The organism is Metabacillus indicus (assembly GCF_046603695.1).
GTDB classification, from domain to species: Bacteria; Bacillota; Bacilli; order Bacillales; family Bacillaceae; genus Bacillus_P; species Bacillus_P indicus.
Genome location: NZ_CP176757.1, coordinates 3,692,719 through 3,716,936 on the forward strand (window position 1 = coordinate 3,692,719; position 24,218 = coordinate 3,716,936).

The 24,218-nt window shown below is 45.7% G+C and carries 22 protein-coding genes; 6 read left to right on the top strand and 16 right to left on the bottom strand.

Features of this window, described 5'->3' with window-relative positions; genetic code table 11:
* Positions 1-53: 53 nt before the first annotated feature.
* A complete protein-coding gene (locus ACK1LH_RS18890) occupies positions 54-749 on the top strand; it encodes an N-acetylmuramoyl-L-alanine amidase (protein ID WP_411333912.1) in 696 nt (231 codons plus the stop codon).
* 33 nt (positions 750-782) lie between these two features.
* Here the strand turns inward: ACK1LH_RS18890 and ACK1LH_RS18895 are convergent, their stop codons facing one another.
* Complete coding sequence (locus ACK1LH_RS18895; protein ID WP_029566940.1) at positions 783-1,688, bottom strand: metallophosphoesterase; 906 nt, start codon at positions 1,686-1,688, stop codon at positions 783-785.
* 113 nt (positions 1,689-1,801) lie between these two features.
* On the opposite strand from ACK1LH_RS18895, the gene mscL reads away from it, so the two are divergent.
* Positions 1,802-2,185, top strand: coding sequence for a large conductance mechanosensitive channel protein MscL (gene mscL / locus ACK1LH_RS18900; protein WP_029284649.1), 384 nt, complete (start codon positions 1,802-1,804; stop codon positions 2,183-2,185).
* Between the two features lie 26 nt (positions 2,186-2,211).
* Here the strand turns inward: mscL and ACK1LH_RS18905 are convergent, their stop codons facing one another.
* The 10 genes from ACK1LH_RS18905 to ACK1LH_RS18950 all read right to left on the bottom strand — a co-directional run bounded on the left by ACK1LH_RS18905 (position 2,212) and on the right by ACK1LH_RS18950 (position 14,417).
* Complete coding sequence (locus ACK1LH_RS18905; RefSeq protein WP_029284651.1) at positions 2,212-2,580, bottom strand: phage holin family protein; 369 nt, start codon at positions 2,578-2,580, stop codon at positions 2,212-2,214.
* A gap of 2 nt (positions 2,581-2,582) precedes the next feature.
* Positions 2,583-2,783 (bottom strand): PspC domain-containing protein, encoded by a 201-nt coding sequence (locus tag ACK1LH_RS18910; protein ID WP_029566941.1) that lies wholly within the window; start codon positions 2,781-2,783, stop codon positions 2,583-2,585.
* A 6-nt stretch (positions 2,784-2,789) separates the two neighbouring features.
* Positions 2,790-3,908, bottom strand: coding sequence for a DUF4097 family beta strand repeat-containing protein (locus tag ACK1LH_RS18915; protein WP_029566942.1), 1,119 nt, complete (start codon positions 3,906-3,908; stop codon positions 2,790-2,792).
* A 51-nt stretch (positions 3,909-3,959) separates the two neighbouring features.
* Entirely contained in the window at positions 3,960-4,280 is a 321-nt protein-coding gene (locus ACK1LH_RS18920) for a DUF4870 domain-containing protein (RefSeq protein WP_029566943.1), read from the bottom strand.
* 654 nt (positions 4,281-4,934) lie between these two features.
* Positions 4,935-7,811 (bottom strand): excinuclease ABC subunit UvrA, encoded by a 2,877-nt coding sequence (gene uvrA, locus ACK1LH_RS18925; protein ID WP_029284659.1) that lies wholly within the window; start codon positions 7,809-7,811, stop codon positions 4,935-4,937.
* Positions 7,812-7,817: 6 nt separating this feature from the next.
* Complete coding sequence (gene uvrB, locus ACK1LH_RS18930; protein ID WP_029566944.1) at positions 7,818-9,800, bottom strand: excinuclease ABC subunit UvrB; 1,983 nt, start codon at positions 9,798-9,800, stop codon at positions 7,818-7,820.
* Between the two features lie 425 nt (positions 9,801-10,225).
* The gene (locus tag ACK1LH_RS18935) at positions 10,226-10,465 is read right to left on the bottom strand and encodes a DUF2198 family protein (protein WP_029284663.1); all 240 of its coding nucleotides are present in this window, start codon (positions 10,463-10,465) and stop codon (positions 10,226-10,228) included.
* A gap of 15 nt (positions 10,466-10,480) precedes the next feature.
* Entirely contained in the window at positions 10,481-12,070 is a 1,590-nt protein-coding gene (locus ACK1LH_RS18940) for a peptide chain release factor 3 (RefSeq protein ID WP_411333915.1), read from the bottom strand.
* A gap of 251 nt (positions 12,071-12,321) precedes the next feature.
* Entirely contained in the window at positions 12,322-13,722 is a 1,401-nt protein-coding gene (locus tag ACK1LH_RS18945; RefSeq protein WP_411333917.1) for a sensor histidine kinase, read from the bottom strand.
* The gene (locus ACK1LH_RS18950) at positions 13,719-14,417 is read right to left on the bottom strand and encodes a winged helix-turn-helix domain-containing protein (protein WP_411333919.1); all 699 of its coding nucleotides are present in this window, start codon (positions 14,415-14,417) and stop codon (positions 13,719-13,721) included. The genes ACK1LH_RS18945 and ACK1LH_RS18950 overlap by 4 nt, the downstream gene beginning before the upstream one ends.
* 190 nt (positions 14,418-14,607) lie before the next feature.
* Here ACK1LH_RS18950 and ACK1LH_RS18955 point away from each other — a divergent pair, with 190 nt between their 5' ends.
* The 4 genes from ACK1LH_RS18955 (at position 14,608) to cyoE (ending at position 19,187) form a co-directional block, all read left to right on the top strand.
* Positions 14,608-16,071 (top strand): ABC transporter permease, encoded by a 1,464-nt coding sequence (locus tag ACK1LH_RS18955; RefSeq protein WP_411333921.1) that lies wholly within the window; start codon positions 14,608-14,610, stop codon positions 16,069-16,071.
* Positions 16,072-16,083: 12 nt separating this feature from the next.
* On the top strand, positions 16,084-16,779 hold the full coding sequence (locus tag ACK1LH_RS18960; protein WP_411333923.1) for an ABC transporter ATP-binding protein: 696 nt from the start codon (positions 16,084-16,086) through the stop codon (positions 16,777-16,779).
* Between the two features lie 144 nt (positions 16,780-16,923).
* On the top strand, positions 16,924-17,901 hold the full coding sequence (locus ACK1LH_RS18965; RefSeq protein WP_203289029.1) for a zinc-binding dehydrogenase: 978 nt from the start codon (positions 16,924-16,926) through the stop codon (positions 17,899-17,901).
* A 371-nt stretch (positions 17,902-18,272) separates the two neighbouring features.
* A complete protein-coding gene (gene cyoE, locus ACK1LH_RS18970; RefSeq protein ID WP_411333925.1) occupies positions 18,273-19,187 on the top strand; it encodes a heme o synthase in 915 nt (304 codons plus the stop codon).
* 30 nt (positions 19,188-19,217) lie between these two features.
* On the opposite strand, the gene ACK1LH_RS18975 is transcribed toward cyoE, so the two are convergent.
* The 5 genes from ACK1LH_RS18975 to ACK1LH_RS18995 all read right to left on the bottom strand — a co-directional run bounded on the left by ACK1LH_RS18975 (position 19,218) and on the right by ACK1LH_RS18995 (position 24,174).
* Complete coding sequence (locus ACK1LH_RS18975; protein WP_203289031.1) at positions 19,218-19,538, bottom strand: ribonuclease E inhibitor RraB; 321 nt, start codon at positions 19,536-19,538, stop codon at positions 19,218-19,220.
* A gap of 340 nt (positions 19,539-19,878) precedes the next feature.
* On the bottom strand, positions 19,879-20,607 hold the full coding sequence (locus tag ACK1LH_RS18980; RefSeq protein ID WP_411333928.1) for a MerR family transcriptional regulator: 729 nt from the start codon (positions 20,605-20,607) through the stop codon (positions 19,879-19,881).
* A gap of 100 nt (positions 20,608-20,707) precedes the next feature.
* A complete protein-coding gene (locus ACK1LH_RS18985) occupies positions 20,708-21,886 on the bottom strand; it encodes a cell division protein (RefSeq protein ID WP_411333930.1) in 1,179 nt (392 codons plus the stop codon).
* A gap of 88 nt (positions 21,887-21,974) precedes the next feature.
* Positions 21,975-22,349, bottom strand: a complete 375-nt coding sequence (locus ACK1LH_RS18990; protein ID WP_051827317.1) for a swarming motility protein SwrAA — start codon at positions 22,347-22,349, stop codon at positions 21,975-21,977.
* A 355-nt stretch (positions 22,350-22,704) separates the two neighbouring features.
* Positions 22,705-24,174: a S41 family peptidase gene (locus tag ACK1LH_RS18995; protein ID WP_411333932.1), complete on the bottom strand. Its 1,470-nt coding sequence runs from the start codon at positions 24,172-24,174 to the stop codon at positions 22,705-22,707.
* Between the last annotated feature and the right edge of the window lie 44 nt (positions 24,175-24,218).

The following is a 24,218-nucleotide window of genomic DNA, read 5'->3' on the forward strand; positions in this document are numbered from 1 at the left end:
ATACCGAACGCCATATATTACTAGAGAAAAGATTTTTACTAGGAGGACTGCACGTGAAAATAGCCATTGATGCCGGACACGGCTACACTACTCCCGGAAAACGGACTGTAGACGGGACGCGAGAATACGAATTCAACCGTGCTGTGGCAAATGAAATGAGAACTCTCCTTGCGGGTTATGAAAATGTCACGGTTTTGTTTACCCATTCAGACGCACGTGACGTCCCGCTGCAGGAAAGAACGGACAAAGCCAATACAGAACTTGCGGATGTATTTGTTTCGATCCATGCGAATGCATTCGGAAGCGGCACCGCTTGGAACGACGTAAAAGGAATTGAGACATATGTACATGATTCAAGGCCGCAGCAGGCACTCGCACTTGCAAATGCCGTTCAAAAAGAGCTGATTGAAAAAACGAAGCGGACAGACCGCGGAGTCAAAGCAGCAAACTTCCATGTTCTACGCGAAACAAAGATGACGGCTATCTTGATTGAATGCGGATTCATGACCAATCAGGAGGAAGCTCAGGCACTGAAGTCTGCGGCATACCGGAAACTCTGCGCGGAAGCCATCACAGAAGCTCTTGCCGCCTTTTACAAGCTGAAGAAAAAAGCGCCGCCTGCTCCTCCTCCCGCACCTGGCAAGCTTTACAAAGTTCAGGTTGGGGCTTTTGCAGATAAGGCTAATGCAGATGCTCTGGCAAATGAACTTAGAAGAAAGGGATACAGCGTCATTGTGCTGGCTGAATAGCCAAACCGATAGAGACAGCCGCACAGGCTGTCTCTATTCTTTTAATTCAAGCAGGAAGCGCTCTTTTGGAAGCTTCTTTTTGGAGCGGAATTTATTCAAATAAGGAGAATACGTATCAACTTGAATCTGATTTTGATCCGGTTTAAAAAAGAGCAGTCTCATAAATCCGTTGCCGCCGTGCTTTTCCGTCTGATAATTGGCAAGCATCTGAAAGACCCTCTGCTCAGGCGATAACCGGCTTTCAAGGAACCCGGTTCCGTAGTAGTGTCCTGATAAAACAAGCTGGACATTTTTGTTCTTTAAAACCACTTTCTGATAGAGTTCCTCCCCGGCCGGACTGCGTTCACTTTTAAAGTTCAAGTAATCATGAAAGGCAAGGATTGCTTTGTGGCCGCGGTATTCCCTGAGTACTTTGTTCAGCCATTTAATCGCTCCGCGGTTTAACTCAAAGCCCATATAAATCATAATATAGGGCTGATTCTGTATGGTCAGCAGATCGTAGTGGCCGCGGTTATTTTCAAACGAGCCCCCGTAAAAAGGCTGCCTGATAAACCGGTGATAGCCGAAATTGTCTGTAAACACCCGGTACGGATCATCTCCGTGAACCAGGTCATGGTTTCCTGCCAGAACACCATAGGGAATACGGGTCATATCAAGCATCTTCATGATCTGATCAGTCCGTTCCCACTGCACCTCATCGTTCGGTTCGTTCACAAGATCGCCTGTATGGAAAACATACTTAATATTGTATTGATCCCTGTTTTCAATAATCCATTGAATTTGCTTGATCATGATTTCAGGGTAGGTTTTTGCATAATACTGTGTATCCGTAAGCCAGACAACCGTCTCATCTCCTTCTTCAAAAGAAATGGCTGCATACGCCGGCCCGGCTGATAGAGAACTAAATAGAAGCATAACGGCAAAACAGATTTTTTTCATGACATTCACCCATTAATAGCGTGCCCACAAGCGTTCTCCTTATGTTGACGGATTTACATTTGCCCCCATTGGTCTATACTAGAGATGGAAAAACAGGAGAAGGAGACAGATCTATGCTAAAAGATTTTAAAAAGTTCGCCATAAAAGGCAACGTCATTGATCTTGCTGTCGGGGTCATCATCGGTACAGCATTCGGCAAAATTGTTACATCCCTTGTCAATGACATCGTGATGCCGCTGATCGGGATTCTTATTGGAGGAGTAAACTTTTCCGGACTCGACTATGCCTTTGGAAAAGCAATCGTAAAATACGGTGCTTTTATTCAAACCATCATCGATTTCTTCATCATTGCGTTTTCTGTGTTCTTATTTGTCCGCTTTTTTGAGCGATTTAAAACAAAGGATGAGCAAAAGCCTGTCCCGACTCTTACGAATGAGGAAAAGCTCCTGACAGAAATTCGCGACCTACTTAAAACTCAGCAGGAAAGAGAGCATTAAAAAAGGCGGACAAATGTCCGCCTTTTCTATTTCTTCTTACTTTCCTTAAGGGGTTCTACAACCCCTTTTTGAATCAGCAGGTGAAGCAGGGAAATTACGATTGAAGCAAGCACCGCGGTGCCAAAACCGTCAATGTTAAATGAGTCCCCCATAATCCCCTGCGCAATCATCAGTGTGATGGCATTGATGACAAACAGGAACAGACCGAGAGTAAGGACCGTAACAGGAAGTGTAAGCAGGATCAAAAAGGGCTTCACTAAAATGTTTAAGACGGAAATGAGCAAGCTTGCTAAAATCGCAGCACCCACGCCGCTAATATGAAAAGATTCAAAATATCCCGATACAACAATTAATATTAATGCATTGACCAGGATACTGACTGCCCATCTAATCATGGCTATCTGACATCTCCTTCATTCGGCACAAGGAAGACCATCGCTACATAGATAAGGCCAAACGGGAAGAAAGCTGTTGTAAGCAGGAGAATCACAAATAAAATCCGCAAAAGAGTTGCATCGATGCCGACATAATCCGAAAGTCCGCCAAGCACCCCGCTGATCATTTTCTTCGATTGCGATCTGTACAATTTTTTCTTCATAGTGGATTACCTCTCTTTCAGCGTAATGGAACCAGTTTTTGAATCTGCAATCAGATTCATAACCGGTCCTGCCTGTGCAACTGATTTAAAACGCAGTTCTTTCTGCATGGATTCATTCTTTTCATAGAGCACTTCAAGATCCGGAAGATCAGCAGAAACAGATCCAAGATTTGATTTCAGTTCGCCGTTAATGGCTGTCTGGACGGGAAGAAGAACTTCCACGTTCCCAGTCGCGGTTTTGGCATAAAGCGTGCGGCATGTTTGCTCTTCAAGCTTCAGCACCATGTTGCCGTTAAAGCTCTGGACATCAAGCCTATCTGATTTCCCTTCAAATTGAATCATGCCGTGGATCGTTTCCGCTTCTGTATGAGCAGTTTCAATTCCGGCAAGTCTGATCTGGCCGTTTGCCGTTTCAGCTTCAAGCTTTTCTCCCTTGAATGAATAAAGGGAGATGAGACCGTTGGCTGTTTTAGTGCGGAAATCTTTTATCTTTAAATTTTCCCCTCGTATCGGACCGCTAAACAGCTTAATTTTTACAAGCTCATATTGCTGTTCCGGTAAATAAAGAGTCATGCTGACTTTGACGGTTTTCTTTTCTGTATAAAAACGGAATGCGCCATCATCAAGGCTGCAGTTCGTATTTTGGACAAAGATTTCCTTCGCCTGTTCGGCACTTTCAGCTCTGTAGACTTTGATATCACATTCTGCCCGGACGTCCTGCTGCGGCCATGACTGCAGCGTGACACTTCCGTTTAAAATCTGAATGTCCAAATCACGGATATCCGCATTTTCGTAGTGATACACATGCTGAACACTGACCGAATGGCCAAAGTTCAAATCAAGATCCATCTCTTTCACCTTTTTAACGGCGGAATCGATATCGAGTTCTTTGACTTTTTTCACAGCTGTATCAATAAACAAGGCAAGTTTTGACGACAGGGCATAGGACGGCGCAGCTTTTTCTTTTTCAACAAACGGCCCGTTAAACCCTGCATGATCGGCCATAGATGCCGTCTCTTTTTGGGCATATTCTGATTCAAGACCTTCAATGAGAGTTAACGCTTCGCTTGCTGAAAGCTTTCCCTGCTCAACCAATTCCAAGATGCGTTTCTTCTGATCCTTCACAATTCCTTCCCCCTAATTATGTAATGGCAAAGCCTTGAGTCATCTCAAAGCTTATACGGTTTTCAATATTTTAATTCCCTGCACAATGTTGTAAACAAACACCGCAATGTTGACAACCCCAATCAGAATGAACCCGAAAATCACAATCCCGACCGCCAGTGCCTCAGGAGAACCTGCAAGACCTGCAAACAGCATCATGAAAAACGGCAGAATCAATGTTAAAAGCGGAACCAAATGAGAAAACAGTGACTTTTTGGCATGCTGCTTCACATCGCGCTCATCTGCAATAAAGTACACGATGATCGGAAATAAAAACGGGGCAAAAAAGATACTGAAATAACAAAGTGAGGATAAGAGTTTATTTGTGTTCAATTCATGTCAGCTCCTTATAACAAGTATACGACTGAGTGAAAGATAAGTTTCATTCTTTTTTTGGGCTGAAGGCAGAAAAGCATATACCGCAGGTCATTTCAGGGGCGAGTTGAGTGGGTTTGGATGGGGAAAATGGTTGCAAACTCGGAGATGAGTGCTGTCAAAACGGAAAAACTGTGGTTTGATGGTTCTTATCCAGGGGATAAGTGCCACCAAAGCGGAAGATCTATGGCTTGATGGTTCCTATCCCGGAGATAAGTGCAACCAAGATGAAAAATCCACCCCTTGATTGTTCCTATCTCCGAGATAAGTGCCACCAAGACGGAAATTCCACCCCTTGATGGTTCCTATCTCCGAGATAAGTGCCACCAAGATAGAAAATCCACTGCTTGATGGTTCCTATCCCGGAGATAAGTGCCACCAAAGTGGAAAATCTATGGCTTGATGGTTCCTATCTCCGAGATAAGTGCCTCCAAGATAAAAAATCCACCGCTTGATGGTTCCTATCTCCGAGATAAGTGCCTCCAAGACGGAAATTCCACCGCTTGATGGTTCCATCCTATAGTGTTTTGTGTCATCAAGCCGACTGCAAAAAGAAACAATCCCCAAATAAAAAAAACAGCCCCCGCCTTATTAGGCTAGGGGCTGGGTCTGTTATGCTTTCGCAACCGCTTCTTTTTCTTTTAATGCTTTTTTCATCCGTTCGCGGTCACGTTCGAGGATTGGTTTTAAGTATTTGCCTGTATATGAGCCTTTTACTTTTACTACTTCTTCCGGTGTACCTGAAGCGACGATCTGGCCTCCGTGGTCTCCGCCTTCAGGGCCGAGGTCGATGAGATAATCCGCTGCCTTGATGACATCCAGATTATGTTCAATGACAAGCACGGTATCTCCATTTTCAACGAGACGCTGAAGGACTTTCAAAAGTCTTGAAATGTCGTCTACATGAAGACCTGTTGTCGGCTCATCAAGAATATAAAGAGAGCGTCCTGTTGAGCGGCGGTGCAGCTCAGAAGCAAGCTTCACGCGCTGCGCTTCTCCTCCGGACAGAGTGGTTGCCGGCTGTCCGAGTGTGATGTAGCCAAGTCCAACATCGTAAATGGTTTGTAGCTTCCGCTTGATTTTCGGGATATTTTCGAAGAAGGATACTGCGTCCTCAACCGTCATTTCAAGAATATCCGCAATGTTTTTGTCTTTGTACTTCACTTCAAGTGTTTCGCGGTTGTAGCGTTTTCCGTGGCACACTTCGCACGGTACATACACATCAGGAAGGAAGTGCATCTCGATTTTAATTATTCCGTCACCGCGGCACGCTTCGCAGCGTCCGCCTTTAACGTTAAAGCTGAAACGCCCTTTTTTGTAGCCGCGCACTTTTGCTTCATTTGTTGTAGCAAACACATCACGGATGTCGTCAAACACTCCCGTATATGTGGCAGGATTTGACCTCGGCGTGCGTCCAATTGGAGACTGGTCGATGTCAATGACCTTATCAAGCTCTTCAATTCCTTTGATTTCCTTATGCTCACCGGGCTTCGTTTTGGCGCCGTTCAGTTTTTGGGCAAGGGACTTGTGGAGAATTTCATTCACAAGTGTACTCTTTCCCGAACCGGAAACGCCTGTTACGGCCACAAATGTTCCAAGAGGAAATTTTGTTGAGACGTTCTTCAGGTTGTTTTCGCTTGCTCCTTTAATCTCAATAAATCTTCCGTCAGGTTTGCGGCGCTCGACCGGCAAAGGAATGAATTTTTTGCCCGACAGATATTGTCCGGTCAAAGAATTCTTGTCATTCATGACGTACTCAGGCGTGCCTTCGGAAATGATCTGCCCGCCATGTACTCCTGCGCCCGGTCCTATATCAATCAAGTAATCCGCTGCAATCATCGTATCTTCATCATGCTCGACGACAATGAGCGTATTTCCAATATCCCTCATGCTTTGAAGTGTCTGAATCAGCCTGTCATTATCCCGCTGATGAAGACCGATTGACGGCTCATCCAGAATGTACAGGACTCCTGTCAGCCTGGAGCCGATTTGCGTGGCAAGTCTGATCCGCTGGGCTTCACCGCCGGAAAGAGTACCGGCAGCGCGGCTGAGCGACAGATAGTCCAGTCCGACATTGTTCAGGAATCCAAGCCGCTCCTCGAGTTCCCTGAGGATCAGTCTTGCAATCTGCATTTCTTTTTCCGTTAAATTCAGGCTTTCAAAGAAAGCGATGGCTTCATGGACAGAAAGAGCTGTGACCTTTCCGATATGATTCCCGTCAACAAGCACGGCAAGACTCTCTTTTTTAAGCCTGTGTCCTTTACATTTAGGACATGCCTGCTGAGCCATGTATTTCTCCATCTGCTCGCGGATGTAATCAGAGCTTGTCTCTTTATAGCGGCGTTCCACATTCCGGATAACCCCTTCAAACTGAATGTAGTTTTCGCGCACCTGACCAAAGTCATTTTCATAGCGGAAGTAGATTTCATCACTGCCGCTGCCGTAGAGAACTTTATCTAATAGATGTGCCGGAATATCCCTGACCGGAATATCCATCGGAACACCGTAGTGATTGCACACTGCTTCAAGCAGCTGCGGGTAGTACTGCGAACTTGTCGGCTCCCACGGTGCGAGCGCATGCTGTTTTAAAGAAAGGTCTTTATTCGGCATGACAAGATCAACATCCACCTCTAGCTTTGTGCCAAGTCCGTCGCATTCATTGCAGGCGCCGAACGGGCTGTTGAACGAAAACATTCTCGGCTCAAGCTCGCCGATTGAGAAACCGCAGATCGGACAGGCGTGATGTTCGCTGAACAACAGCTCCTCCTCACCGATGATGTCAATGACAACCCTGCCCTCCCCAAGGCTGAGGGCTGATTCAAGAGAATCAGCTAAACGGGCTGAAATTCCCTCTTTTATCACAATCCGGTCAATCACAACTTCAATCGTGTGCTTTTTGTTTTTCTCAAGGCTGATCTCATCGCCGACTTCCATCATTTCCCCGTCGACACGGACGCGAACGTAGCCCTGCTTTTTGATGTCTTCAAACACCTTCGCATGTGTTCCTTTTCTTCCAGAGACAATTGGCGCAAGCACCTGAAGCTTTGTCCGCTCAGGATACTCAAGGATCCGGTCCACCATCTGCTCGATTGTCTGGGATGAGATTTCAATATCGTGGTTTGGACACGTTGGTCTTCCAACGCGCGCAAACAGAAGTCTCAGATAATCATAAATTTCCGTGACTGTTCCTACTGTGGAACGGGGATTCCGGCTTGTTGTTTTCTGGTCGATTGAAATGGCAGGTGACAGCCCTTCGATGGAATCAACGTCCGGTTTATCCATTTGCCCGAGAAACTGGCGGGCATAGGCAGAGAGAGATTCAACATATCTCCGCTGCCCTTCTGCATAAATCGTATCAAACGCAAGCGACGATTTTCCGGAGCCCGATAAGCCTGTCAGAACAACGAGCTTATCCCGCGGAATCGTCACATCTATGTTTTTCAAATTGTGAGCGCGCGCACCTTTCACACTAATTTTATCGAGTGCCATCTAGTTTCATCCTTCCGCTTTAAGCTCTAGTATCAGATCACGAAGCTCGGCAGCACGCTCGAAGTTGAGCCCTTTAGCCGCTTCTTTCATCTCTGATTCCATTTGCTGTATGACTTTTTCGCGCTCTTTTTTAGACAGCTTGCCGAGTTTTGGAAGAGCTGATTCCAGTTCTTCCGCATCTTCCGGGGCAATAACAGCGCGAATCGTCTCGGCAATTTTTTTCTGGATTGTCTTCGGTTCAATGCCGTGTTTTTCATTGAATGCCTTCTGTGTTTCACGGCGGCGTTTTGTTTCATTTATGGCAATTTCCATGGAATTCGTCATTTTGTCGGCATACATAATAACGTGGCCGTTTGAGTTCCGGGCAGCACGTCCAATCGTCTGAATCAGCGAGCGTTCCGATCTCAGGAAGCCCTCTTTATCCGCATCAAGGATGGCGACAAGAGACACCTCAGGGATGTCGAGTCCTTCCCTGAGAAGATTGATTCCGATAAGAACATCAAATTTCCCGAGGCGCAGCTCTCGGATAATTTCGATCCGCTCGAGCGTTTTGATTTCAGAATGCAGGTAGTTAACCTTGATTCCGATGTCTTTAAGGTAATCGGTCAGATCCTCGGACATTTTCTTCGTGAGGGTCGTAACGAGGACTCGCTCGTTGCGCTCAATTCGGGCATGAATCTCCCCGATCAGATCATCAATCTGACCCTGAATCGGCCTGACATCGATGGTCGGATCAAGAAGCCCTGTCGGACGGATGATCTGCTGCACCATTTCAGGTGTATGATCAAGCTCGTACGGTCCTGGAGTTGCAGATACAAACAGGATGTTGTTGATATGCTCTTCAAACTCGCCAAACTGAAGGGGACGGTTATCCTTGGCCGACGGGAGACGGAATCCGTGATCGACAAGCACCTGCTTTCTCGCCTGGTCCCCGTTGAACATGCCTCTGATCTGAGGAATCGTCACATGTGACTCATCGACAACAATCATAAAATCCTTCGGGAAGAAGTCGAGAAGCGTGTAAGGCGTTGAACCGGCCGGGCGGAGCGTCAGGTGCCTTGAATAGTTCTCAATCCCTGAGCAAAAGCCCATTTCCCGCATCATTTCAAGGTCGTATCTCGTACGCTGCTCAAGACGCTGCGCTTCAAGCAGCTTTCCGTTCTCATGAAGCTCTTTCAGCCGCTCTTCAAGCTCTTTTTCAATATTTCCAATCGCGACTCTCATTTTTTCCTCGCGGGTAACGAAGTGGGATGCCGGGAAGATTGAGACATGCTCACGGTCGCCGCGGATTTCACCGGTCAGTGCATCAACCTCGCGGATGCGGTCAATTTCATCCCCGAAAAATTCAACCCGGATGCACTGTTCATCTCTTGAAGCAGGGAAAATCTCCACAACATCTCCGCGCACCCTGAACGTTCCGCGCTTAAAATCAATGTCATTGCGTTCATATTGCACATCCACAAGCTTCCGGAGAAGCTGATTGCGTTCAATATCCATGCCCGTGCGCAAAGAAACGACCAGGTCGCGGTATTCTTCAGGAGAACCGAGGCCGTATATGCAGGATACACTGGCAATGATGATGACATCTTTCCGTTCAAATAACGAGGCGGTAGCGGAGTGCCTTAGTTTATCAATTTCATCATTGATGCTTGCGTCCTTTTCAATGAATGTGTCCGTCTGGGGGACATAGGCCTCCGGCTGGTAATAGTCATAGTAGCTGACAAAGTATTCGACTGCATTGTTCGGAAAGAACTCTTTAAACTCGCTGTACAGCTGTCCGGCGAGTGTTTTATTGTGGGCGATAATCAGCGTCGGCTTGTTCACTTCCTGAATGACGTTTGAAACGGTAAACGTCTTCCCGGTGCCTGTTGCCCCGAGAAGCGTCTGATGCTTCTTCCCCTCTTTAATGCCTTGGACGAGCTGTTTGATCGCCGCTGGCTGATCGCCTTCCGGCTTATAATTTGATACTAACTCAAAACGATCGCTCAACAGGAGGACCTCCATTCGTATGTAATCAGTATTCATATTTTACCATAATCGCAGAGAAAAACACTAAAAATACGAACGATAGTTCGTATTTTTCTTTCGACATTTTGGTTTGATTTTATCATTATCGCCTGAAAAAGCTATTTAAATGCTTGTGTTTCTTATTTCAATACCTTTTTAGAGGGGACGGTAAACCGGAAGGATGTTTTATACAAAGAACAAAAGCGCAAGCGCCTTGGTCAGATCCGATAGGCAGATAAGAATCCGGCGGAAAAGTCCGGGTTTTACTTTTTTGACGGATTTGTTCTGACAGAGGATCTAGGCGCTGGAGCTAGACGCCGATAACTTTGTTATGTTGGCCACAGCCTTTTATTCTTTATAATTTCCTGGTTAACAAACAAAAAACCCGCTCCCACCGGGAACAGGTTCTAATTGGTTTTTTCATTTCTCGTCCTTTTGGCCATTTTTGCTGCGTACAGGAAGCCTGCGATAACCGACACCGCGTCAAGAGCGATAAGCAGCCAGGAATCCATGTAGCCCTTTGAATAGGCTGCAGCAAGAAGGGCGATTGTCAGCACCGCTGCCACGTAGTGATTATACGTCACGCGCGCAAACAGCGTGAGAATGACAAAAGGCAGGACGAGAGCCAGAGCTGCTTTCAATAGCATTCAATCCGCCCCCGCTTATTTATCTGTAGCCGAATAGCTTTGATAGTCATTTTCCTGCAGAAGATCGATCAGCTGAATCTCTTTATGGTTTTCACTGAAATGCCTGAAGGTAAATTCGTTTTCAAACAGAACGGCATACTGGTCATTCCGGTCGCGCACAAGAAGGCTTCTTGAATCAAAGAAACGCTTTTCGAACTTGTCGTTGCCGATCCACCTTGGAATGCGGTCGCCCATTGGCACAAATTCAATTTCAACGTTGTATTCCGCTCTCATGCGGTATTCGAACACTTCATACTGAAGCTGTCCGACTGCACCGAGGATAATATCATCAGTAGAATCCTGGCGGAAGTACTGAATCGCGCCTTCCTGAACAAGCTGTTCAATTCCTTTGCGGAACTGCTTTGCTTTCATGACGTTTTTCACGCGAACTTTTTTAAACATCTCAGGCGGGAACTGCGGAAGCTCATCATATTGATAGCCATCCTTGCCGGCTGTCAGCGTGTCCCCGATCTGATAGACGTTCGGATCATAGATTCCGATGATATCGCCCGCGAACGCTTCATCAACGGTTTCTCTGTCTTTGGCCATGAAAACTTGAGTCTGATTCAGCTTCAGCGTTTTGTTCGTTCTGCTCAGCTGAACACTCATGCCTCGCTCAAATCGGCCTGAGCACACACGAAGGAATGCGATTCTGTCGCGGTGAGCCGGGTTCATGTTGGCCTGAATTTTAAAGATGTAGCCTGAAAATTCTTCTGTTTCAGGAGATATAAAGCCCTGATTTGTTCTTCTTGGCTGCGGCGGAACGGCATACTGAAGAAACACGTCAAAGAACGATTTCACCCCGAAGTTTGCCAGTGCGCTTCCGAAGAATACAGGCGTCAGTTCTCCGCGCTTCACACGGTCAGCGTCGAACTGGTTTCCGGCTTCTTCAAGCAGCTCAAGCTCATCAAGCGTTTCAAGGTACGTCGGATGGCTGCCGATTTCGCTGCCTTCCACTTCAGCTGTAGGAATGATTTCCTCCTGCTCGTTTCCTTTAAACTGAACGACTGTGTGCTGCTCGCGGTCAATGATTCCAAGGAACCGCTTGCCCATTCCAACCGGCCAGTTCATTGGATAGGATTCGATGCCGAGCACTTCTTCAATTTCAGACAGAAGCTCAAGCGGATCTTTTCCTTCACGGTCAAGTTTATTAATAAAGGTGAAAATAGGAATGCCTCTCATGCGGCAGACTTTAAACAGCTTGATCGTCTGCGGCTCAACCCCTTTAGTGGAGTCGATAATCATCACGACGCTGTCAACTGCCGTCAGTGTACGGTAGGTGTCCTCACTGAAATCTTCGTGTCCAGGAGTATCAAGGATATTAACGTGGAAGTCATGGTAAGGAAAACTCATGACACTTGATGTAACGGAAATGCCGCGTTTTTTCTCGATTTCCATCCAGTCGGAAGCGGCAAACTTGCCGGTTTTCTTCCCTTTTACTGTTCCTGCTTCGCGAATTACTTTCCCGAAGTACAGGAGCTTTTCTGTTAACGTTGTTTTACCGGCATCAGGATGGGAGATGATGGCAAACGTCCGTCTCTTTGAAATTTCATTATCTATGCTCATATATGATTACCCTCACAAAGTTTACTTCGTTTGAAATATATCACATTTAGAGCAATAGAACAATTTCAGCCTGGACTTTCTTTAAACAGGAGCTGTGAAAAAAAGAACATTGACCGCAGCCATAATGACAGCGCCTACAAGAATGAAGACCGTATCCTTCTTTTTCATAAATCTCGTCCCCTTTCCTATTTTTCAGTCATATTTGTAATCAGTTTACCAGAGAAGTATGAACAAACTATGAACAGCCGAGCTTACTTCTCTGGAAATTTGAGGATAAATGTTGTTCCCTGATTCTTTTTACTGACAATGTCAATTTCTCCGTTATGCATGAGGACAAGCTGCTTTACTATTGAGAGGCCCAGGCCGAATTCCCCGAACTGATGACCTGTGCGTGACATGTCCGCCTTGTAGAACCGCTGCCAGATGGCTTTCACTTCCTCCGGATCCATGCCAATTCCCGTGTCCTCTATAGTAATAATGGTTTCTTTATACCCCCTTTTGCCCCGAAGGCAAACGGTCCCGCTCTCTGTAAACTGAATACTGTTTTTCGTAATGTTGATGAGGATCTGGATGAGCCGGTCATAATCGGCGTAAACCTCTGCATCAGCATCTGAAGCAATATCAAGCCGGACATTTTTATCTTCTGCCTGCAGCTCTAAATGTTCTTTTATAATTTCAAAAACCTCAATCAGCTGAATCTTTTCTTTAAAAAGCTTCACCTGGTTTGAACGGATTTTTTCATAATCCAGATTTTCATTTACGAGCCTGATCAGTCTTTTCGCTTCCTGACTGACAAGCTGAAGCCCCCGCTCTTTTTCCTCTTCCTGAATCATGTTGTTTTTCAAGCCTTCAATAACACCGCTGATGGTCGTAAGCGGAGTTCTCAGCTCATGTGAGACATCCGCCATGAATTTTCTCCGGCGGTTTTCTAAACTCTCGATTTCTTCATTTGATTTTTTCAGCTGACCGGCCATGATGTTGAAATCGTTGGCCAGTTCACCAATCTCATCAATTGTAGAAGACGGGACGGAGATGTCATATTTCCCTTCCGCAATCATAGACGTTGCGTTTCGGATCCGCTGAATTCTCTTCACGTGGAGACTGGATAAAATCCAGCTGAGGAGCAGGGAGACAGAAAGGGAAATAAGGATTGTGTAAAGGAGGTACCTGTTGATTTCACTGATTGTCTCACGGGATCCTTTAATCGGAGACACAAGCAGGATTCCTCCCGAGAGCGAGCCGTTCTCTATATACGGCAGGGCAACGAGCGATACCTCCTGGTCAAACCGCTTGATTTCATGTTTGACGACAATCCGCTGGCCAGATTTCAGATTCTCCCATTCCTCGTCTGTCGGCTGAAATCTCGGGGCGTTGCCTGAGTAGGGATAAAAGATCATTCCTTTATCATCAAACAGGCTGAAGCGGATGCCGCGTGCGCTCAGAACATGCTCATATTCTCTGAGTGCCCTCTCGCCCCTGTTGTTTTTCACATCTGCGAGGATTCTGTCTCCGTACTGTTCAAGCTCCTCCACTTTGTTTTCATAAACAAAGGATTCCGCATATTGCGCAACAACCAGGCTTAAAATCATAAAGGCGATGATTAGTATGCTGATGTGGCTTAAAAACAGCTGGTAAAGATATTTAATCCTCATTCGGATCCGGCCGTTTCGTCAAATTTATAGCCAACTCCCCAGACCGTGTGGAAAAATGGACGCGCTTTCGTGCCGAGTTTTGCGCGGAGCCGCTTAATATGGACATCAACGGTCCGCTCATCTCCGTAAAACTGATAGCCCCATACCCTTTCAAGCAGCTGCTCGCGCGTAAAAACCTGACGCGGATGCTCTGCAAAATAGCAGAGCAGCTCAAATTCTTTTGGAGTAAGGTTTTCTATTTTCCCGTTATCAAGAAGAACCTCGCGTGTCTGTTTATTAATTTTAAAGTAAGTTGTTTGTAAAACATCTGTTTCTTCTTTAGGCGTCCTCGCGGCTGCGTGTCTCCTTGATACAGCTTTAATCCGTGCCATCAGCGCAAGCGGACTGAACGGCTTTGTCACATAATCGTCCGCTCCCATTTCAAGTCCGAGAACCTGATCTGATTCACTGTCTTTGGCTGTCAGCATAATGATGGGAACCGTTCCCTTTTCCTCCCTGATTTTCCGGCAGAGCGAAACCCCGTCCATCCCCGGCAGCATCCAGTCGATGATCAGCACGTCCCAGTCCTCCTGCTTATACACTTTGTAACCTTCCAGTCCATCCTTTATAAAAGAACCTTTTATGCCCTCTTTTGAAAAAAACATCTCAAGCATCTCACTGACGCTCTGATTATCTTCTATTACAAGAACCTTCATCTTTTCACCTTCCAAATGGATCACTTTCTATTCAAAGTAAAGTGAATTTCATCGTTTCGCAACTATTTTCTAAATTGTTCCCTGTTTTTTAAAACTTAGGAAACAGATTGGACACAGTTTGTTCATGTTTCCTCATTAATCTGTAAATGCCGGAACTTATGGCCTCAATTACAGGCAAAGGAGAAAACATATGAATTTTATCAAACGCGGTTTTTTAAGTGTGAAAGCACGGGCCGGAAAAAGCCTGCTGCAAGTATTTATTTTTACTGTTATTTGCGTGTTTGTTTTATCTGGCCTGTCCATTCAGTCGGCTGCTGAAAAATCAAGCGTCCTTGCAAGAGAATCTCTCGGCGGCGAAGTGACCTTGAATGTCGACATGGAGAAAATGATGGAACAGCAGCGAAGCGAAAGTACGGAGCAAGGAGGGCGGGTAAGGTTTCAGCCTGTGCCGATTCATGAAAAAGCAGCTGAAGAGCTTGCTTCTTCTTCTCAAGTAAAAGGATATAACCTCTTATCGTCAACATTCGCTGCAGCAAGCAGCTTTGAACCAATCGAAAATGAATCCTCTGACTCATCAGAAGAAAATCAGGGTCGCGGCGGAATGGGCGGAGGCGGCATGATTTCAGCGGATGTTACCTTGCAGGGAGTGATGTTTACTGACTCTGTTCAGGCCTTTTTAAACAGCGAATCTGTTTTGACTGAAGGCCGGCATCTCACAGATGCGGATATCGATAAAAATGTAGCCGTTATTGAAAAGACGCTTGCTGAGGAGAACGGGCTTGCTGTCGGAGATACACTGACGGTTAAAGGAGCAGCGAGTGAAGAAGAAACAGCATTGGAACTGGAGATTGTCGGTATTTACGAAACAACTGCCGCAAGCACTGACCTTGGCGGAAGAAATATATCCGCCATGAATCCTTATAATCAGCTTTATGTGCCTTATACGAAAGCTGCCGCGCTTAAGGGCACCGATTATGAAGGGACGATTGACCAAGCCATCTATTATATGAATGACCCTGAAGAGATTGAGCGTTTTATTTCCGATGCGCAGGAAAACAGCAGCATTGACTTTGACACGTTTAAACTGGATGCCAATGACCAGACGTACCAGCAGATGATCGGGCCAATCAATAATGTCGCCTCTTTTTCAAAAAATGTCGTCTATTTAGTGACGATTGCGGGTGCAGTCATTTTGGCGCTTATTATTATGATGTCAATACGCGAACGGAAATATGAAATGGGCGTACTGCTTGCAATCGGCGAAAAGCGATGGAAGCTCGTCGGCCAGTTTCTGTTTGAGATCCTGATTGTTGCCATTATTGCCATTGGCGTTTCCTCCGTTTCAGGCCAGGCTGTGGCGAAGCAGTTTGGAGACCAGCTGCTGTCGCAGGAGCTTTCGCAAGCTGAAGAAACTGCATCAAATCCTGCTTCGTTTGGCGGAGGGAGAGGCGGAATGGGTATGGGCGGACCACTCAGCAGTCCTGATGCTGCAGCAAGTGCTGAACCGATTGAGAAAATGGAGATCGAAGTCACAGGCAGCGACCTTGGCATGTTGTTTGGAATTGGACTTCTGATTGCAGTCATATCCGCCATTATACCGGCACTGTCAGTCTTGAGACTGCAGCCAAAAACAATCTTAACCAAACAAGATTAGGAGGAACACACTGTGACAAACTTGCTGCAATTTGAAAACGTCAGCTACTGGTATCATCATGAAAGTAAAAAGCATGTCATTTTAAATGATATTTCAATCGGCTTTAACAAAGGAAATTTTTACACAATTGTCGGTCCTTCAGGTTCAGGGAAAACGACCTTCCTTGCGCTTGCCGGTGCCCTCGATCTTCCAAAGGAAGGATCCGTGCTGTATGAAGGAAAAGCGATAAAGAAGATTGGTCTTGCGAACTTCCGGAACAAACATGTATCCATTGTTTTTCAATCCTACAATCTCCTTCCCTATATGACCGCTCTGCAAAATGTGACAACAGCCATGGAGATTACAGGATCGAAACAAAAAGACAAAAAAGCTTTTGCCATAGAGATGCTTGCGAAAGTGGGCATCTCCGAAAAGCAGGCCCGCCAGAAAGTTCTCACACTCAGCGGCGGTCAGCAGCAGCGCGTTTCCATTGCCAGAGCCCTTTCCTGCGAATCCGATCTGATTATCGCCGATGAACCGACAGGCAACCTTGATGAGGACACCGCAAAAGACATTGTCCGCCTGTTTCAGTCTCTTGCCCATGATGAAAATAAATGCATCATCGTTGTTACACATGATCCAAGCATTGCCGAGATCTCCGATGTTACGGTAAAGCTCTCTAAAAGGAGCTTTACTGTAAAGGAAAACGGGATTTTAATGAACCGTTAATGGCCGTCTTCAAATTGGCTGGTTTAAAATGTTCGCGCCTGCAGCCTTGACTTTAAATACAGGCACTTCATTTGAAAACAGTTCACTCTTTCTCCTATAATGTCAAAGAAACTTGTTTATAAAACTCAGAGGAGTGTTCTACATATGAAAGCATTATTGCTTCAAGGAAAAGGCGAATGGAAAGACATGCAGATTGGGGAAACCGAAAAGCCGTCGCCCGGCAGAGGCGAAATCCTTATCAAAGTGAAAGCAGTCGGACTGAATCCGGTTGATTATAAAACAGCAACAGGCGGCAATCCGCTTTGGAGCTATCCCCACATTCTCGGCCTTGATGCTGCAGGCATCGTGGAGGAAACAGGTGAAGGCGTGGAGCACCTGAAAATCGGAGACCGCGTCGTATATCACGGCGACCTGACGAAAAAGGGCGGATTTGCCGAGTACGCTGTGACAACTGCCCACACAGTATCCATCATTCCAGAGTCTGTCTCATTTGAAGATGCAGCAGCCCTTCCGACCGCGGGCTACACAGCCTATCAGGCTCTTTACAGAAAGCTCCGCGTCACAGAAGGCGAATCGATTCTGATCCATGGAGGCGCAGGAGGAGTAGGCGGATTTGCCATCCAGATGGCGAAACGTTCAGGTCTGACTGTCTATACAACGGCATCTGCCTCCAATCATGAGTTTGTGAAATCTCTCGGAGCAGACCATGCAATTGATTATAATGAAACAGACGTTACGGCTGAAATCATGAAGCTGACCGGCGGAAACGGGGTCGATGCTGTCCTTGATACAGTAAGCCGCCAAAACGCAACCGACTCTCTTGACTGCCTCGCCTTCAACGGACGGATTGCCTATATCGCAGGCGCACCTGATTTTACAAAAGTTAAACCATTTACCAAAGCCGTTTCGTATCATGAAATCGCTCTTGGCGCTGTTCATCAGTCCGACAACCTTGAGCAGCAAAAAGATTTAGCGGTAATGGGCGATGACATGCTGCTTCTGCTTGCAGAAAGACAGCTGAACTCCCTGCTTGAGCAGGTCATCCCGCTTGAAGAAGTGCCCCATGCACTTGTACAATTATCGGAGCGCCATGTAAAAGGAAAAATGGTTGCGAAAATTTGATAATCGGAAAGACCGGGTTTTTGAGCCCGGTCTTTCTTTTTTCTCCGGACAGGCAATATGCTCATTCCGGGTTTTGAGGATTGACCCGGGATTGCATCAGACACCATAATGGAGAGAGTGCCTATTTACAGGGTTATTATCTGAAAAGTTCAATAACGTATAGAAAATGTTCACAAAGATACGACATCTTTTTGTCAAATCTATCCGTCTATTACTTTCCAGTTCAAATACCTGTTAAGATAGTAGATAATTAGTTAAGTTAGATAAGAGTTTTGTACGTAAAATGAGCGCATGTGTCTGGTCAGATTCTGCAGGCAGCATACAGGTGCGCTTGCATGTATATTTTTTAACACTTGAAAAGGAGAATTGTGATGAAAAGTTCAGAGGTTATCGTAGAAGATTCTCTTTCTATAAAAAGCATCTTTTCCTGGAGCAATCTTAAAGCCATCGTCAAAGACGGCATCGTAAAATCAAACCTTCTCGGCATGTTCGCAGGTCTTTCTGTGGCCCTGTCCGTATATAATGCAAATTTTGTAGACAACATTTTAGTGGTGATTCTCGCCCTGCTTGGTACAGCAGCCGTTGTCGGCGGAGCAGGCGCAATCAATAACTACTATGACAGAGACATTGACTCTCTTATGCAGCGCACGATGGAAAGACCGACCGTCACAGGGTCCATTCATCCGAAGTTTGCGCTCTGGCTCGGAATTGCCCTTTCCATCAGCGGGGCAGTGTTCCTGTATCTTATTTCTCCGCTGACAGCCTTTATCGGTGTACTTGGTCTTTTTCTTTATTTAGTACCCTACACAATGTGGACGAAACGCAAAACGATTTACAACACGGAAGTGGGAAGCTTATCAGGTGCCATCGCTCCGCTGATCGGCTGGGCAGCCATCTCGCCTGACCTGTTTCATCCGGCAGCTTTCGGCCTGTTTGTTCTTATGTTTTTATGGCAGCCTCCGCATTTTTACGCGATTGCCATCAGACGCTTTGATGACTATAAAAACGCAGGCGTTCCAATGCTTCCGGTCGTGAAAGGAACACCGCGCGCCAAAGTTCAAACAATCGTTTATTTAATCGCCCTGCTAGCAGCTTCATTCCTGTTCCTGTCCTTCAGCAAAGTCGTTGCGTTCTCAATGTTCGCCCTGACTCTTGCATGGATGATCGCAGGCCTTGCAGGCTATAAGAAAATGAACGACTACAAATGGGCAACAATGATGTTCATCTTCTCGCTGAACCATCTGACGATTATTTTCACTTTGCTTATTATTGTTTCTTTCCTATAAGAAAAGCCAGCCGCTAAGGCTGGCTTTTTACTATTCCGTCATAACGCCCCAGCCGTCCGCGTATCCGCCAAGCGGCTTTACAATCGCATCGAGCTTTTTCTGCACGGCTGTAATTTCATTGTGCTTCAAATGCATTTTAACGGAACCGAAGCATGTCCACTCTTCCACATCATCATCATACTCCATCATGAACTTATAACCGTTATCAGCAAGCGCCTTAATCATCGCTTCCCCGTTCTTCTCATCTGGTACAGCTACATAAAAATCAACATTGTGAGGCTTTTTAAAATTCAGCCCTTCCCTGTAAAGCATGCTCAGGATCTTGCCGTCCTCATCCTTTGGAAACTTCATTCTTACTCCTCCTGCTACTCAAGTCTCTATCCATTATAAAGCATTCCCATCCTAAAGACCGAGAAAAGTTCAGTCCGATGCCGAATCTGTTTTTCACGCCGGCTCCCATATAATAAAAGTAACTTAAGGAGGCGGTAAACAATGAATAACCACGATTTTTATGTCATAGAGGAACTTAACAAGCTGGAAAAGGAAGCACAGCTTAAAAAGATGAGAACTGACGATGCCCTTCAATCCTATTCTAGGGTTCAGCGGAAAAAAGTATGCGCGGACTTTGGGCTATTTAAAATTTGTTTTTAAGGTAAAACAGCGGCGGCTCTTTAAGAACCGCCGCTCCATATTACTTTTTATTAGAATCTGCGTAGGCGGCCATTGCATCCCGCATGAACACGGCAAGACCTTCACCGAACTTGTCGATGTTCTTAGTAAACCGCTCGTCGTCAATATACAGCTGGCCAAGGCCCTTGAATGCATCAAGTGAATAGCTGCCAAATTCATTGAGAAGGGTATACCATTCGCCGATTGCTTCCTGTGCCTCCTTAGAATCAGGTGCTGTATGGCGCACATCTGCAAGTCTTCTGTACAGGTCGTTGAACCGCTCCTGCATATCTTGATTCATACCGGCTGCTTTTTGATTCGCCTCATCAACTGCTTTGTCCCCGTAAAGCTTCCGTGCCTCCTCCTCATAAGGATTATGGCTGAAGTCAAAGCCTTCGAATTTTTCTTTTTGTGACATCTCAATTTCTCCTTTCGTATGCTGTATCGTCTTTTCAACCGTCTCAATCATCTGATCCAGCCGCTTCCGCTTCTCGAGCAGCATTCGGCGGTGAAGCTCCAGAGCTTCTTTTCTGTCAAATGTCGGACTGCTGATGATTTCATTGATTTTCTTCAAAGGGAAACCGAGCTCTTTAAAAAACAGGATCTGCTGCAGCGTCTCAAGATTTTCACTGGAATAGATCCGGTACCCGGACTCTGTCACCTCGTCAGGCACTAAGAGTCCGATCTCATCGTAATGATGCAGTGTGCGCACACTGATTCCGGTTAAATCCGCCACTTCTTTTACTTTCATGCTGTGAGCCTCCCTTCACTTGTTACTTTAAAGTATGACGCAGCGTGAGGGTCAATAGTCTTTTTTCAAAAAGAAAAGACTTTAGCATTTCGCTAAAGTCTTAAACCGCTTCTATTCCCCACTTCTTATCGTCCTGAACGAACAGGATCCCAAGTTCGTGGTGTTCGCCTTTGTAAATGGCACCCTGAACAAAGCGGATTTCTCCGTTGTGGCCGATGACTTCCATCTTGCAGAAAGCCCCGTTGATCTGAAGGGCCTGATAAAACTCATCGACCGTTTTAACAGGCGTGCCGTTCGTTTTCATAATAATCTCGCCGACCTCAAGCTGGAGCTTGACCGCGGGTGAATTGGGAAGAATGCCAAGCACCATCAATCCCTGGTCGCGCTTTGAGAAATAAAAGGCCGCTGAGTTGTCGTTCATGCGCTGGCGGACAGTCAGGAACTCTCTGCCGGCAATCGCAATGATCGCAGCTGCAAACGCAAGTGGAGTGAACCAAATACTCGCTGCAGCGATGGCAGTAATCCCTATGCCAAGCCAGATGATGCGTTTTGATGTGACCATAATGCTTTCTTTTGGAAGAGAGCCCTGGACACGCTGATGAAATCCTATGATATAAGGAATAAACAAAAGCATGAACGGCTCATTTCCGATTGTGACAACAGGCCACCATGGCAGGCTTTCTGTCAGTGTACCTCCAGGAACAAGCAGAAGCAGCGGTACAAGCCATGTACGGTTGGCAACATGATTGCCGATCGGAAGACCCCTGCTGCTCTTCAGCAGAAACGGAGATGTCTTCACGTGTCCTGTCTTATATGCCAGAGATCCCTCAACGATGAGGAAAAATCCCATAAGCAGCGCAAGAACCGCAAAGCTTATCCCCTCTAACTCCAGCCTACCTGATAATATACCAGTGTTCATTAGAATGAGTACCGCGAACATCGTAAGTCCAAGCGTATAGGCAGGAGAAAGAAATCTGAGCTGCATCGTTAATGCCAAGAGTACAGTTACTGCTCCAAGTACGATGACAGCACCGGACGGCATGCCAAAACCAAACGCAAGCGCTGCCGCTGAAAGGACCAAACCTGTAAGCAGTCCTTTTGAATATGTAAACCGAACTTCTTCGTAAAGATCTTGAATCCTTGTGTGAAAGGATTTGCGCTCACGCTTTACGCGGATGTATCCAAGCACAAGACTGTAAATAAGGAAAAAATAAACGAGAGGATGAATAAAAAACCTTCCCATTGCAAATAGAAATTCAAGCAGCCAGTTTTCAAGCAAATCCTGTCACCACCTTATATCCTTTCGTCTGACTCTACTGCTATTTTATCAGATAAAAATAGCATTGAGTATCCTGCATGAGCAAAGTTTACTTTAATTTGCTCCACAGATGCAGATTCGAAAGGGAAAAATCAAGGAGGGAATCGTCCACTTTTATTTCCAGCACTTCTTCAATCAGCTGCATTGAACGTTTTATATCCGTGAGGTTTAACGAAAGACGCCTGTAGTTTTCCGTCAAATAGTGAAAGTAGTCTTCGACGCAAGCCTTGTTCACTTCCTGAAGATGCTTGACGTCAGTGTAATTAGCAAGGTACATGCAGAACAGCTGTACCCATTTGCTGACCTTTGCATGAGAGGAGTTTGCCGTTTGCAGTCTCATCTTAAATTCCTCTGTTAACTGCTTATACGTTTGTTCTCTCATCACACTTGCCCTTTTTTTCAATTGATCTCCCCATCTTTCCATAGGCTGTTTTCGCTCTTTGTTTACGTTTTACAGGAAGCATTAATGCTCTTTTCCTTTATAATCAAAACGTTTTGATTATCATGCAACAAAGGGGCACGAAAAGAGCCGTTCTTATTTAGTGTGTTGTAGAACAGTACTTCCATCGTAAAACGAAATATCGAACTATTCAACTAGCTAAAGATTCATTTTTATGTGCCCGAAAAGTCTGTACTAATTATAAAAATACGGAAATTCCCGCTTTTTTCCGTCGCTTTTTAACTAAAAAGTTAGTAAATCGTCCTAAAAGTAGATATTATGTTATTTTTATCCATAAAAAAGCCAGCTCGCATTCTTGCGGCTGACTCACTCGAACATACTATTGGTTTGATATCGTTTCTAATGCTTTATTCAGCTGGTTATCGTGTTTCCCGTCCGTGCGCTGTTTGGAGATTTGTTCATTGATTTCATTGGCTGTTGCGATATCAATGGTTCCTGATTGTTTAAGGCTGTGTTTTTTCTGGAACGTCTTTACGGCATCGGCCATTTTCTTGCCGTAGTAGCCGTCTTCTCTTCCAGTGTCATACCCGAGCCCTTTCAGCAGTACTTGTGCCACCTTGATCTGTTCGTCATTCATATCAAGGGCAAGCGGCTTTTCAAGCTGAATTGGTGGGGATGTCAGGTGTTTAAGCTGAGCCACTTTGACTGTCGGAGCAACTCCTTTTTTGTGAATCCAGTTTCCTTCCGGAGTGAGCCATTTGTAAAGGGTCAGCTTAATGTTGCTGCCGTCTCCCATCGGTACTGCCTGCTGGACGGTTCCCTTTCCGAACGAGGTTTCGCCGATAATGTCATATTTGCCCGCCTCTTTAAGCGCTCCAGCCAGAATTTCCGATGCAGAAGCACTTCCTTTATCAATCAGCACAGAAACAGGATAGTCTTTTTTCTCTCGAAGATTCGAGAAATACCGTTTCTTTTCTCCGTTGCGCTCTTCAATTTGAATGTAAGGCTGGTCCTTTGTGACAAATTGCTTTAATATCTCTTCAACACTTTGCAGATACCCTCCCGGATTGCCGCGTACGTCAAGAACAAGACCTTTTATATTCTGATCTTCAAGCTTGGCCAGTTCTTCCGTAAAGTCCTCTGCTGTATCTTCAGAAAAAGAGGTGATTTCAAGATAGCCGATTTTTTTCTTGCCCTGCTGTTTAATGGAACTGAACACTGTCTCAATCGGAATTTCATCACGCGTGACATCAAAGTTCAGCTTTTCCTTTGAGCCAGCGCGCATAACTTCAATTTTTACCGTAGTTCCTTTTTTCCCGCGGATCTTTAACACCGTATCATTTAAATCACTGCCGACTGTTGATTCACCGTCAATGGAAACAATCTCATCATTCGGCTGGAGACCTGCCTTTTCAGCCGGTGAATTCTTAAACGGGGATACAATAATGATCTTCCCGCCATCCATTCCAACTTCAGCGCCGATTCCTTCAAAAGAAGAGTCAAGGCTGTCCGAAAATTGCTTCGCTGTTTCTTTATCCATATAAACCGAATAAGGGTCATTCAGCGTAGAAAGCATTCCCTGAATGGCACCTTCCAGCAGCTGCTCCTCATCTACTTCCTCAACATACTTGCTCGAAATCAGTTCATATGCCTGTTTTACCTTCTCAAGTCCTTCTGTTTCCTGTGCGCGTTCTTCCTTTAATACATCCGTAACGGCAGGAACGGAAAGCTCTTTTGCGGCTGCATCCTGCTGCTTGTCATGCTCGTAAAACTGGATGCCGGTGTACATGCCCCCTGCACCCAGAACCATGGAAAGAGCCATCAGTAAGGCTGTCATTTTCTGCTTCATCTTGTTCCTCCTTCGATAGGCTTGACGATTGGTTATGTAGATAC

Bases quoted from the DNA above. Each gene is read 5' to 3' on its own strand.
- ACK1LH_RS18895 (WP_029566940.1), bottom strand. From the start codon at position 1,688: ATGAAAAAAATCTGTTTTGCCGTTATGCTTCTATTTAGTTCTCTATCA.
- mscL (WP_029284649.1), top strand. From the start codon at position 1,802: ATGCTAAAAGATTTTAAAAAGTTCGCCATAAAAGGCAACGTCATTGAT.
- ACK1LH_RS18905 (WP_029284651.1), bottom strand. From the start codon at position 2,580: ATGATTAGATGGGCAGTCAGTATCCTGGTCAATGCATTAATATTAATT.
- ACK1LH_RS18910 (WP_029566941.1), bottom strand. From the start codon at position 2,783: ATGAAGAAAAAATTGTACAGATCGCAATCGAAGAAAATGATCAGCGGG.
- uvrA (WP_029284659.1), bottom strand. From the start codon at position 7,811: ATGGCACTCGATAAAATTAGTGTGAAAGGTGCGCGCGCTCACAATTTG.
- ACK1LH_RS18935 (WP_029284663.1), bottom strand. From the start codon at position 10,465: ATGCTATTGAAAGCAGCTCTGGCTCTCGTCCTGCCTTTTGTCATTCTC.
- ACK1LH_RS18940 (WP_411333915.1), bottom strand. From the start codon at position 12,070: ATGAGCATAGATAATGAAATTTCAAAGAGACGGACGTTTGCCATCATC.
- ACK1LH_RS18945 (WP_411333917.1), bottom strand. From the start codon at position 13,722: ATGAGGATTAAATATCTTTACCAGCTGTTTTTAAGCCACATCAGCATA.
- ACK1LH_RS18950 (WP_411333919.1), bottom strand. From the start codon at position 14,417: ATGAAGGTTCTTGTAATAGAAGATAATCAGAGCGTCAGTGAGATGCTT.
- ACK1LH_RS18955 (WP_411333921.1), top strand. From the start codon at position 14,608: ATGAATTTTATCAAACGCGGTTTTTTAAGTGTGAAAGCACGGGCCGGA.
- ACK1LH_RS18965 (WP_203289029.1), top strand. From the start codon at position 16,924: ATGAAAGCATTATTGCTTCAAGGAAAAGGCGAATGGAAAGACATGCAG.
- cyoE (WP_411333925.1), top strand. From the start codon at position 18,273: ATGAAAAGTTCAGAGGTTATCGTAGAAGATTCTCTTTCTATAAAAAGC.
- ACK1LH_RS18975 (WP_203289031.1), bottom strand. From the start codon at position 19,538: ATGAAGTTTCCAAAGGATGAGGACGGCAAGATCCTGAGCATGCTTTAC.
- ACK1LH_RS18980 (WP_411333928.1), bottom strand. From the start codon at position 20,607: ATGAAAGTAAAAGAAGTGGCGGATTTAACCGGAATCAGTGTGCGCACA.
- ACK1LH_RS18990 (WP_051827317.1), bottom strand. From the start codon at position 22,349: ATGGAAAGATGGGGAGATCAATTGAAAAAAAGGGCAAGTGTGATGAGA.
- ACK1LH_RS18995 (WP_411333932.1), bottom strand. From the start codon at position 24,174: ATGAAGCAGAAAATGACAGCCTTACTGATGGCTCTTTCCATGGTTCTG.